The organism is Vibrio sp. HS-50-1 (assembly GCF_024747315.1).
In the GTDB taxonomy this organism is placed as follows: domain Bacteria; phylum Pseudomonadota; class Gammaproteobacteria; order Enterobacterales; family Vibrionaceae; genus Vibrio; species Vibrio diabolicus.
In genome coordinates this window covers 117,204-128,748 of the sequence record NZ_JAMPZF010000030.1, presented here as the reverse complement: position 1 = coordinate 128,748, position 11,545 = coordinate 117,204, and the positions used below count along the sequence as shown (strand labels likewise).

General features: G+C 40.4%; 9 protein-coding genes. 5 read left to right on the top strand and 4 right to left on the bottom strand.

The features are described from left to right. Positions 1-4: 4 nt before the first annotated feature. A complete protein-coding gene (locus NDJ01_RS15080) occupies positions 5-961 on the bottom strand; it encodes an IS110 family transposase (protein ID WP_161430732.1) in 957 nt (318 codons plus the stop codon). 344 nt (positions 962-1,305) lie between these two features. Between NDJ01_RS15080 and NDJ01_RS15070 the strand changes: the two genes are divergently transcribed. The 3 genes from NDJ01_RS15070 (at position 1,306) to NDJ01_RS15060 (ending at position 4,852) form a co-directional block, all read left to right on the top strand. After that, a complete protein-coding gene (locus NDJ01_RS15070; RefSeq protein ID WP_256897437.1) occupies positions 1,306-2,256 on the top strand; it encodes a hypothetical protein in 951 nt (316 codons plus the stop codon). A 289-nt stretch (positions 2,257-2,545) separates the two neighbouring features. Continuing rightward, positions 2,546-4,198 (top strand): TIGR04141 family sporadically distributed protein, encoded by a 1,653-nt coding sequence (locus NDJ01_RS15065; protein ID WP_024699830.1) that lies wholly within the window; start codon positions 2,546-2,548, stop codon positions 4,196-4,198. A 147-nt stretch (positions 4,199-4,345) separates the two neighbouring features. Then, positions 4,346-4,852 (top strand): AAA family ATPase, encoded by a 507-nt coding sequence (locus NDJ01_RS15060; RefSeq protein ID WP_258461199.1) that lies wholly within the window; start codon positions 4,346-4,348, stop codon positions 4,850-4,852. Positions 4,853-5,004: 152 nt separating this feature from the next. Here the strand turns inward: NDJ01_RS15060 and NDJ01_RS15055 are convergent, their stop codons facing one another. Further along, positions 5,005-5,502, bottom strand: coding sequence for a GNAT family N-acetyltransferase (locus NDJ01_RS15055; protein WP_048626791.1), 498 nt, complete (start codon positions 5,500-5,502; stop codon positions 5,005-5,007). Next, positions 5,499-5,771 (bottom strand): DUF1778 domain-containing protein, encoded by a 273-nt coding sequence (locus NDJ01_RS15050; protein ID WP_048626792.1) that lies wholly within the window; start codon positions 5,769-5,771, stop codon positions 5,499-5,501. Before NDJ01_RS15050 ends, NDJ01_RS15055 begins: the two co-directional genes overlap by 4 nt. A gap of 251 nt (positions 5,772-6,022) precedes the next feature. Between NDJ01_RS15050 and NDJ01_RS15045 the strand changes: the two genes are divergently transcribed. Both NDJ01_RS15045 and NDJ01_RS15035 read left to right on the top strand, forming a co-directional pair. Further along, on the top strand, positions 6,023-6,430 hold the full coding sequence (locus NDJ01_RS15045) for an OsmC family protein (protein WP_033905374.1): 408 nt from the start codon (positions 6,023-6,025) through the stop codon (positions 6,428-6,430). Positions 6,431-6,880: 450 nt separating this feature from the next. Next, positions 6,881-9,802 carry a cold shock domain-containing protein gene (locus NDJ01_RS15035; protein ID WP_258461198.1) on the top strand — a complete coding sequence of 974 codons (2,922 nt, stop codon included), beginning with the start codon at positions 6,881-6,883 and terminating at the stop codon, positions 9,800-9,802. Between the two features lie 182 nt (positions 9,803-9,984). Here NDJ01_RS15035 and tnpC read toward each other — a convergent pair whose 3' ends face one another. After that, positions 9,985-11,526 carry an IS66 family transposase gene (gene tnpC, locus NDJ01_RS15030; RefSeq protein WP_258586919.1) on the bottom strand — a complete coding sequence of 514 codons (1,542 nt, stop codon included), beginning with the start codon at positions 11,524-11,526 and terminating at the stop codon, positions 9,985-9,987. Positions 11,527-11,545: the final 19 nt, after the last annotated feature.

The following is an 11,545-nucleotide window of genomic DNA, read 5'->3' as shown; positions in this document are numbered from 1 at the left end:
ATAGTTAATTTTTGAGGCTATCTGTATCCCACATAACACCATCTCTTAGCATTGAATTTAAGATAACAACCATCTTTCTCATGCAGGCAACAATGGCAACTTTTTTCGGTTTTCCTGCCGTAAGTAGTCGTTCATAAGTTGCTCTGAAAACAGGGTTGCATTGGATAGCCGACATCATCGCCATGTACATAACGGTCCTAACTTGAGTCCGCCCTCCTTGTATCAGCCGCTTACCTTTAAAGCGGCCACTTTCTCTTGTTATCGGTGCGACACCAATGAGAGAAGAAGCTTGTTTGTTAGTGATAAAGCCCAACTCGGGTACATTACTAATTAGGGATGCCGCAAGGACTTTACCAACACCAGGCATGCTTTGGAGAATAGTATTTTTGGCTTGATACTCAGGACAACTCTCAATCAGTTTCGCTATCTTTGCTTCTACTTTTTCAATCTGATTTTTCAGGGCGGTAAGGATAGGGGTAATCGTAGACGAGATATTCTTAGGTAATATTTGTAGTCGGTTTCTTTCCATGGTTTGCATGGTGAGTAGCTGGTTACGCCTTGTGACTAAGTCACTCATAAGACGTATGTTTTCGCTTTTTAGTTTGGTCAGTTCTGGCTGAACACGTTCGGCATAATGTGCGATGAGAGCGGCATCTAAACGGTCGTTCTTAGCTCGTTGACCAATGGCACCAGCAAACCTTTTAATACGTAGTGGGTTGGCAATAACATAAGGTAATTTGGCTTTGTCACAGGCGAGTATAAAAGGCATTTCTAATCGACCTGTAGCTTCGATGACGACACGTTGAGGTTTGTGTTTCTTAATGGTTTTTATGGCATCGCTGATGCCTTTTTCGGTGTTCGGGACAGTGAAGTAAATATCGAGTGGTCGGATGTAGATGTCTAATTGTGACTTACCAGTATCAACGCCGACATTAATGTTTTGAAGTGTGTTTGTATTCATAATAAGCTAACTCTTGCTTGCAAATGCGGGCTCGAGACCCAGAAGACTATTCGAGTGTGGTGCTTGGAGTTCTATCTGGCGTTCGTACTTGTTACCGGTCTCTCAATTGAGGAGCCATCGTTCAATCGAACTACCAGATAGAAGAACTTTAGTTGCAGCTAAAGTCTGGGTCTCACCTTACCCGATTGGAGTACTTATTATCCATACAAACTGTTCAAGAGTGATTCGCAACGCGTGGCATTTTCACTATGCGTTGTGTTTAGTGTTTAAGGTGGTATGCGGTGGCTTCGGTATTGCGTTGCTCACACCTTAACAGGGCGTTATGTATAAAAAGGAGTTGTTGCATGAGTGTTATAAATAGAGCTGTTTGTCATTTATACAAAAATCGAAAATATGGTGAATTATCTGCTTTGTACAAGTTATTTCATGAACGTGTTGGAGAAGCGATTAAAGCTGAACTTAGTCAAACGTTGCAACTAAGGAACTCGGAGCGTGAGTTTGATAAGGTGTACGTTGATCTAAATTGGATAGATAAAATACCCTTAGCATCATTTGTTAATAAGCAGCTAGATTTAAATGGAAATGAGATAAAGAACAAAACTGAGCTTGGTGATATGTTCATACAGTTCCGCCAATCATGTGTATATATCAAAGACAACCAGGAAGATGTTCACCCTATTGGACATAAAGCGTTAGTAGTTCAGGCTAAGATATCATCTGTAGATAACCCTAAAGTACCCATTGGCTACGTTAATAAAAAGAGAGCCAATTCAACTAGCAAAGAACTAAAACTTTTGGAAGATTGGCCTACATTCGATATGTATGAAACATCGAGAAACTCTCAAGCGTTATGCGAAAACATATCGGTGCAAACTGGCACTGTGCCCTTTTCTTTTTATGGAGGTTTTTCTAACAAAAGTAAATCATGGTTTTTTGGAGAAGCAAAAAACTTGGAGGTATGTGAAAAGACCTTCTCAGAAATTATTGTTGATTTGGCCAAAGGCAAGATTGGCAAAGAGGTCAAATCCGATAAAGCATGGAACGATGTAACTTCACATATAACTCAAGTATGTAAGAATAGAAAACTACCTAAGTCTATTGCGAATAAAATTGAAACAAGGCACAAGGAAAAGAAAATCCATGGCCGAAGGTTCTATTCGTTTCCAGAGCCATTGTTTTATCTAATTCACCGTGTATGGGAAAAACTATTGGCGTTTATATGTGGTAAAAAAATGCTAGTGATTAGTATAGACGTGGTTAGATATGAAGGGCAAAACTTGAATTTGTATAGATGAATTTATACATAACAAACAATTTAAGAGGGATTCTCAACGCTTGGCATTTTTGTTTCTACTTCAATTTTAGTGGTTAAGGTACAATGCTTTAGGTTGGGTGGTAGCGTTGCTCACCCCTTAATTGGGCGTTATGCAGCCTCTCCAAATCAGATTATTATCAATAATAGATAATAAAATTAAGCAGTTATTCACAATCTTATCAACTCTATGGTCATTTACACTGAAAGCGAGTGTCATTTATAGTCGCTTTGAAATAATCTGTTTCAAGTTAAACTTTCTAAGGTTTCCCATGCCTGATACTGCTAAATACCAACACTTGAACGTGTTCTTAGTTCATGAAGATCATAAAGCTTCACCATTTCATAAGCTATTAAAAGCTAATGCCGACTACGAAACTTATGAGCTAAAACCCTCTTTAGATATATCCGGCGTTTTGTACGTTAAGACTCCGAAGGTTAGCCCTCCTAGTTGGGCTAAGTTTGCTGAATCTTTAACCACAACGTCTATTGATGAACTACAAAATAGGTCTAGCTCTGCGGTTCTTATGATCAAAGCAAGTGAAGCAACGATGGCGATCACTTTTGGTTATGGTAGACACTTACTAGACATGGAGTGTTTTGTTACAGACTTTGGTATTAAAACCGCTCTTAATACGTTAAATCACGATACGCTTCGCAGTATTGATGTTGTTACGCTTGATGAGCAAGGCGTTCAGAAAAAGTCTCAAGCTTCACGTTCGACTAGTGTCGATGTGTTTGGTATCGATATTTCTAAGGACTTACTAAGAGGTGTTACAGGCTCGCCTAAAGAAAATATTGGGCTATTTAATATATCCGGGAGTGGAACCACATTTTCTTTTGGCAAAGAAATTGAGATCAAAGACATGCCGTCTTTGGTAAATAAAATTTTTAATCATTATAAAAGCTTAGACTATAAAGACTCCTTTGCTTGGGTAGACAATATTAGGCGCTTGGAAGAGAAAAAAGATATTGATCCTTTGAACCAAAAGTTGCTCGATGAGTTAAAGAAACCTAGTCCAAACGTTGTAATTTCGATACCAGAAATGTTGGACTGGGACCTGATTAGTGGCTTTAGCTTTACTCGAAGTAAAGCTAATGTTAAGCCAACTATTGAAAGTAGTGACTATTTCACAAATTTAGACGCTGGAAACCTTTCTATCGACTCTCTAAAAAGAGACCGTTTGTTTGTCTTTGATTCGAAAGAAGAGGATACAGAATATAAGGTCTATGATTGTGTTTATTTTGAAATAAAAGATTCGAAGAAAACATATATATTGTTTTCTGGTGTATGGTACGAAATCGCAGATAGCTTTGTAGATAGTATTGATAAGAGTCTTTCAAAGATTAAAGTGACATCTCTTGATTTTCCCAAAGTTTATACTTGGGAAGAGACCCCTACAAAAGGAAAAAATAAAGGTAAAGTTGTTGAAAAAATTGAGACGGAGGGCGACTACAATGAGCGTGCTGCAAGTGAAAAAGGTTACTTTGTCTTAGATAAGAAATTGGTGAAAAGCGGCAGAACCACTACCTCGATTGAACTATGTGACTTACTAACGAAAGACAGTCAATTTATTCACGTAAAACACCGGAAAGGAGGTTCCGCAGGTTTAAGTCATTTGTTTGCTCAAGGGAATGTAGCTGCAGAAATAATGTTAGGGGATCGAGAGTTCAGAAAGGCTGCCCGTTCAGTTATCCGTTATAAAGTTTCTCCAGAGATTGTTGAAACAGTGCCTTTGGAAAAGTTAGAAAGTACAGCTGTTGAGGTTGTTTTTTTAATCCTAGGAGAAGACTCAATAGGCTTGAAAGAAAATTTACCATTCTTTAGTAAGGTAAATCTCACTAAAACTTTCGAGAATCTAACTCAGAAAGGCTTTAAGGTCACCGTCGCTGGAGTAGATAAAGAGGCTAAGCCAACCTCGTAGCTGCATAACAATCTGTTTAAAAGTGATTCGCAACGCGTGGCATTTTTGCTATGCGTTAGGTTTAGCGTTTAAGGTGGTATGCGGAGGGCTTAGGTATTGCGTGTCTCACACCTTAACAGAGCGTTATATGCAAGGAACGGAGGTCAATTGAATTATCCTATTTTATACATATTTTCGGGTCTCCCAGCTTCAGGTAAATCGACTCTTGCTAAGCTGTTGGCGGTTAAAGTGGGTGCTACGTATGTTCGCATTGATACAATAGAGCAAGGGCTTCGAGATCTTTGTAACTTCAAAGTTGAAGGTGAAGGGTATCGTTTAAGCTATCGTATAATCAGAGACAATTTAGAGCTTGGGATTAGCTGTATCTCAGACTCTTGTAATCCTATCGAGCTTACGCGACGCGAATGGCACGAAGTCGCAGAAAGTGTGGGGGCTAAATTCATCAATATTGAAATTAGTTGCTCAGATAGCAGTGAACACGAACAAAGAGTCATCACTCGTAGAAGTGAAGTAACAAACCTAAAATTACCTGACTGGAAACAAGTGCAGAACCGTCATTATGAAGCTTGGAAAGCCGATGTAATCAAAATAGACACGGCAGGTAAAAGTATTGAAATAGCTTTCGCCGAACTAACTGAAAAGCTAGGCGTGTGAAATGGCATATAACAATAAATTTAAGAGTGATTCACAACGCTCGGCGCCTTCACTTCAAGTGAGTTTAGTATTTATGGCACAATGCTTTAGGTCTGGTGGTGGCGTTGTTCACCACTTAATGCGGCGTTAGTTTGCTAAAGGCTAGCGGTTAACTAGCCTAAGCTTGCTCTCACATCTGCAATGGTGATGAAGAGTTTGTTTTCAGCATCTTGAAATGCTTGAAAACCATAGCGTTCATAGAAATGTTTTGCTCCATCTTTGGCATCAACGATAACAACTGGAAATGCAACGCTATCACTAGCGGCTAATAGCTTTCTGAGTGCGTCGATAAGCAGCCACTCACCAAAGCCTTTCCCTTTGTATCGGTCATCGACAGCAAGACGGGCAATCAGACCACCAGAGGTGGATGATTGGTGCTTTTTTTGTAACTTATCGGGCAATGCCTTTAATTCAATTGGCGTCATTGTAAGCGTGTAAAAGCCTATGACATGTGAGTTGTCGTTATCATCTTCCAAAACAAACGTTCTGGTGTTGTCCTTCTTTGCTTGCTGACTCGCCATTACTTTTAAGTAATTATTGAGAGCTTCGATGCCACAGTTGAATCGGTTTCTATCGTGTTTAGCTTTATCTAGAAGTACCGTATTCATCATTGAATCTTGCTCTCGTATCGATCAGCAGCAGCTTTTAGTTTTGAGTTCTGTGTTTCAGGACGGTCTAAAGCTTCCATGAGCAACATCGCATCTGCTTGGCTCAGTTTAAAAGCCTGCTCACGTTCGATGACTTGTTTAGCTTTTTCGATTGCAGCGCTTAGAACAAACGAGTTGATGCTAGACATGCCGGCTATCGCGGCAGCCTTAGTCAGTAAGTCTTGTGTATCGACATCAACTCTAGCGGTGATGCGAGGCAAAGTAGTAGCCATAATGTTATCTCCTATTGTGTCAAAATGTCACATGCGTATTATGGTCTTAAAGCGTGCAATAAGCAATCTCTGTGTCACTTTGGCACGCAAACTAACAAACAATTTAAGAGTGATTCAGCACGCTTGGCATTTTTGGTTTGGGTTTAGCTAAGTGTTTACGGTGGTAAAATGAAGTACCGTGGTCGCGTACTTTACACCTTAATTGGGCGTTAAGTGCAATCAACAATAGTGACATCAAAAAGTAGGGAAGTATGAGTATTAATGTAAAGTGGGATGGTGATTGTCGTTTTAAAGTGTCAACTGAAGACGGATTTACGTTTAATGTTGACGCTACAACTGAGAAAGCCCCTTGCCCAACGGAAGTTCTATTGTCGGCTTTAGGTTCATGCAGTGCTACGGATGTCGTCTTGTTACTGCAAGATCAAGGTTTTGAAGTTAAAGGCCTAGAAAATACGGTTACTTTCTCCCTAACGGAATCAGAACCTCGTTTATATAAATCGGCAAACTTACACTTTACAGTAAATGGCAGTGGTTTTAAGGAGTCTGACATTTTGCGAGCAGCTCAAGAAGCGGTGGAAAAGCATTGTCATGTTTGTCTTATGTTGAGCCCTACGATCGATATCACTTGTTCAGCTGAAGTGGGTAAAAATTGCAACTAATAAACTGTTCAAGAGTGATTTGCAGCGCGTGGCATTTTCACTATGCGTTGGTTATAGTTTTTAAGGTGGTATGCGGCGGCATCGGTATTGCGTTGCTCACACCTTAATGTGGCGTTACTTTTCCATGTTTCAGCCAATCAGCTATATCCTACTTTAGTAATATACCTGACAAGGTTCAGTCCAAAGACGTACGGGTGCAGAGCTTCGCAAACACACCTTTGCCCCAAAACATGTTTGCATAAAATTCGATAGTAATTTCTTATCTTCGCATTTGGCTTACTTTGGCTAATGCCATAACGCTTATCAACGTATCCCTCTTGATTACCTCATATACTTTCCTTACGTGTAACATGTACTTAGAGTTGAATTCGGGTCTTTATGAAAGTTGACATGATATGCTCGGAGGTGGTTAAGTATTGCTAACTGCATGTAATGGTTTTAAGGTTCTAAATGGCTAACATCGATATCGCTGAGCAAAAGCTGAAGTCTTTGCTTGAAGAGGTAAGAGAAGATTTACCTTCAATAGAGAGTGAAGAAGACGCAAAAGTTAAAATCATAAACAGAATTTTTAATGAATGTTTAGGATGGTCATTCACCACGTTCTCATGTGAGAACAATCATGAGAATGGCTTCTCAGACTACATATTGAAAATAGGCGGTGTAGAATCGTTAGTCGTTGAGGCGAAACGTATAGGTATACTGGGAGTTGAATCTGCCGTTACTGACAAGTATCGTACTTTAAAAATATCCGGCTCTGTTCTGAAGCCATCTATTCAAGGTATAAGACAAGCCCATTCATATGCAAGTGAAGTTGGGATTCCAATCTCGGTAGTTACTGATGGTATTACATGGATAGTTTTTAAAACTTGGGTTCAGGGTAGTTATAGAGAAAAAGAAGCGTTTGTCTTTCCATCCCTAGAAGCTGTTGAGAATTCTTTTAGTGTATTTTACGAGCTATTGTCATATGACTGTTTTACTGCTAAAACATTTAATGTGCTATTTGATGAATTACATAATAGTCGTCAATACCTCACTTTGCCTCTGACCTCAGCAATAGAGCCTAGCGAAATAAATATACTTCAAAAGTCGCCAATTGCATTTGACTTGGAAAAAATACTGAACAGTTTCTTTACGCAGCTCATTGGTGATGAAAACTCTGAAATCAAGGAAGAATGTTTCGTCGAGTCAAATGAGAGTCGAATAGCAGACTACTCTCTGGAGAAAATTACTAATAGTGTTTTGAATAACTTGCCTCATGATAATAATCGAGTGGGAAGTGAATTGAGTGACCTGATAGAGGGAAATGTTCAAGCTGAAATGCCCTCAGACTCTGACCTGTCAGTTTTCATTGTTGGCCCTACTGGTTCGGGTAAAACAACTTATATTGATAGGTTCTTTTCAAAGATACTCCCTAAGAGTACTCGCGAACACTGTTTGACTATCAACATAAACTGTTTGGACGCATCTGGTGATGCAAGTACGACAGTTAGTTGGCTCACAGAGGCAATTATAACTTTCTTAGAAAAAGAACTCTTTGAAGAGGGGTTTCCTGCCTACAATGACCTACGAGGTATGTACTTTAGCCAGTACAAGAGGATGGCTTCGGGTTACTTAAAGAAAATCTATGAGAATGATAGAGAGACCTTCGATGAAAAATTTGCGGATTTTCTAGAAAAGGAAGTTCATGAAAATCGTGAAGGCTATCTCGAAAGCTTGCTTCATTTTACGATAAACAACCGGAAGAAGCTTCCTATCATAATTGCAGACAATACCGACGAATTTACTCTCGACTTCAAAGTCCAGATTTTTCAGCTTTGCAACTCGTATAGACGCAAAGTAAAACTGTGTATGCTCATGTTTCCCGTAACTGATAAGTCTGCATGGAGCTTCTCTAAAACAGATATATTTACCATACATCAATCTAGATCTTTCTTCCTACCAACGCCCTCTCCGAGGGAAGTCTTTAGGAAGCGAATAGAGTTTCTCAATAAGAAGCTTATTACGGCTGACACTACTGAGAGAAAAGAGTATTTATCTAGTAAAGGAATTCGCATAGAACTCAAAGATATCTCAAAGTTTGCGCAGGTGCTGGAAGATGTTTTTGTAGAGAACAACTTTACTGCAAAAACTTTAGGAGAGTTAACCAACTACAATATTCGCTCCATAATGAATTTGTCGAAGAGGATAATAACTTCTCCGGTAATGAAGATTGAGGATCTCATTACGAGCTATGTAACAACAGAGCCTATTAGTTTTGCCAAGTTTATCGATGCGTTGCTCCGTGGTGACTACGAAGCTTACAGAGTAAGTACTGGGGAAGATTTTGGGGTTATTTCTACGTTTAAAGTCAGCCCATTAAAAGTCCATTCACCTTTACTAAATTTGCGAGTCCTTGCTCTATTGAGAGTTAAAAAGCAGGCTGGTAGAAATGTCGAAGAAAGGCATTTGACGATCCAATCGATAACGAGTTATTTTGAAGCATTGGGGGTAGATACAGTTGACGTAGAGTCTTGCTTGACAGAGTTAGTCTCACTAAGGCTGGTTGAACCATATGACCCATCCGCAAGCGTCTTGAATGATGTTCAAAAACTAGCTATCACTTATAAAGGCTTGGCTCACTACGATTTGTCGACTAGAAATAGCGTTTACTTCTATCAAATGGCAATTACTACAGGGATTAGTGATCCTGAAGTTGCTGCTAATATTCGTAGCTACTACAAATCAAATCGATCATTTAGCGATATAACCTCTTATATTAGAAGACAGTTCTCGGATTATCTAATTCATGAGGATAAAAAGTATATAAACGCCGCACAAGACAAAGAACAGTTCGAGTGCCAAAGAGACTTGATCAGAGATATCAAAGCCTTTAGTGCTGAGAGAAGTGGTTTTAATGGAGTAACTCAAGACAACTATTCCAGCTTTCTCGGAGAGAAACTTATTGGTAAGGTGAAACTCTATGATCCAGAAAAAGACTTTGGATTCATATCTTTATCCGAATTAAATGATGAGGTCTACTTCAAAGTCGCCAAGCTTGAAAGAAATGAATTGGAAACGATTCATGATGGGGACGTTGTTTATTGTACATTAGGGCAAGGGAACAAGGGTGTTCAAATAAACACGATAGACGGATTTGTTGAAGGTAAAAACGAAATATCGACCGAAAAATGTTCCATCAAATTCTACAATGTGGAGCGCGGGTTTGGTTTTGCTTTTATCGGAACTACTTCAAATGAGGCTTTCTTCCACAAGACAGCATTCCCACACAACTTTTATGAGCACCTTAAAGAAGGTTTAGCATTTCAAGCGGAGATAAGATTGAAAGATGATGGAAAGTACCAAGTAAGGCGCTGTATCAATTTGATTCAATAGGTTACTGAAATTTGAAGATTAAAATGTAACCATGACATCTTTAGAAAGGTCTCAAGCCGAAAGGTAAAATAGTTAGGTCTTGCGTATCATTTGCCTTACTTATGCTAATCCAAACCACCAGAGCTAGAGCAAAGCCACTAGCTCACTTTGTAAACGCCCCATGAACCCACGGGTCGATCTTGCTAATGTTTGAAGTTCCAAGGCAGGAGCGCATCGATATCAGGTTCAGCTTTCGCTAATTCCTGCATGCACTTGACCATGTAGTCGTAGAGGATGACTCCATTGGCTTTCGCGGTCTCGACGATGCTGTAAAGCATCGCGCTCGCTTCAGCCCCATTAGGGTTAGTTGAGAAGAGCCAATTTTTTCTACCAATGACCAGCGGTTTTATTGCGCGTTCAGCACGATTATTATCTATCGATAAATGACCATCATCGATATAGCGGATAAGTTTCGGCCATTGGCCGAGCGTGTATTTTATCGCCTTACCCAGCGGGCTAGACTCCATCACTTGTTGAGTCGTCATCCACTCGTACAACTCATCCAGTATCGGCTTAGCATGTTGTTTACGTTCTGCTTTTCTTTTTTCAGCAGATTCACCTTTTAAGCGAGATTCTATTCCATAGAGCTTCTGGATTTTGGCCAGCGCTTTATCTGCTTTGCCTGACTTACCTTTACCTTGCAGCTTTTTTGCGTCCATGAACTTACGTCGTGCATGCGCCAAGCAGCCAACATTGGTCACTTGATGAAGACCATCATAGGCACCATAGCCATCGGTTTGCAGATAACCACTGTAATCCCCCAAGAAGGCAACAGGGCATGCCCTCGCGCGACTGTTTTGATAGTCGTACAAGGCGATATTTTTTACATTAGGGAGTGCGGCGCCTGGCGAGTCTGCGCCTGAGCAGTAAAGCCACATATAGCATTGATTATCTTCCTTGAGGACATTGAGTGGCGTTTCATCCGCCTGAACCACCACTTGCTCTAGTAAGTGCGTTTTCAGAGCCGCATAAAGCGGTGCGAACTTCTCACTAACTTGGATAATCCATCTTGCCATTGTGGTTCGCGACAGCTCGATACCCGATTGGGTAAACAGCGACTCTTGGCGGTAAAGTGGCATCGCGTATTGATATTTGCCAAGGATGATATTGGCAAGCAAGCTTTCTGTCGCGAAGCTTTTGGGGATAATGCTTTGCGGCGCTGGCTTTTGAACGATGCGGCTTTTGTCTTCTGTTTGCTCGCACTGACGACAAGCATACTTAGGACGAACATATTCCAGCACTTTGAGCACAGCTGGTGAGAACTCAAGTTTCTCACTGCGGTCTTCACCGATTTTATGCAGACTATGTTGGCAGCATGCGCACTGCTTTTCATGGTCGTCTAAATCGAGTTCGATAACCTCACGAGGCAAAGTCTTTGGAAGTGGCTTACGTTTACCACGTTTCTTCGTTGTGGTGGTCGTCGTAGCCTCAACCTCTTCTTCCTTAGCAGCTTCACATTCCACTTCGTTGAAGAGGTCACCTTGAGATTCATCGTAAGGCTTTAACGCCTCCGAGCGTTTCGCGAACTGGCGGTCGAAGGCAAGCTTGAGTTGTTCAAGTAGCGATTGGCGCTCTTGTTTCCACTCAGATTCCTTCTGTTTTTGCGACGCCAACAACGCTTTCACCATTGCTTGTAGCTCGGCAACATCTTGACTTTCTGGGTTAATATTGGGCGTCTTTTTCATGGCGTTTATTATACTAAAA

Excerpts from the sequence above, each read along its gene's own strand:
- NDJ01_RS15035 (WP_258461198.1), top strand. The coding sequence starts at position 6,881 with ATGGCTAACATCGATATCGCTGAGCAAAAGCTGAAGTCTTTGCTTGAA.
- NDJ01_RS15050 (WP_048626792.1), bottom strand. The coding sequence starts at position 5,771 with ATGGCTACTACTTTGCCTCGCATCACCGCTAGAGTTGATGTCGATACA.
- NDJ01_RS15065 (WP_024699830.1), top strand. The coding sequence starts at position 2,546 with ATGCCTGATACTGCTAAATACCAACACTTGAACGTGTTCTTAGTTCAT.
- NDJ01_RS15055 (WP_048626791.1), bottom strand. The coding sequence starts at position 5,502 with ATGATGAATACGGTACTTCTAGATAAAGCTAAACACGATAGAAACCGA.
- NDJ01_RS15045 (WP_033905374.1), top strand. The coding sequence starts at position 6,023 with ATGAGTATTAATGTAAAGTGGGATGGTGATTGTCGTTTTAAAGTGTCA.
- NDJ01_RS15080 (WP_161430732.1), bottom strand. The coding sequence starts at position 961 with ATGAATACAAACACACTTCAAAACATTAATGTCGGCGTTGATACTGGT.
- NDJ01_RS15070 (WP_256897437.1), top strand. The coding sequence starts at position 1,306 with ATGAGTGTTATAAATAGAGCTGTTTGTCATTTATACAAAAATCGAAAA.
- tnpC (WP_258586919.1), bottom strand. The coding sequence starts at position 11,526 with ATGAAAAAGACGCCCAATATTAACCCAGAAAGTCAAGATGTTGCCGAG.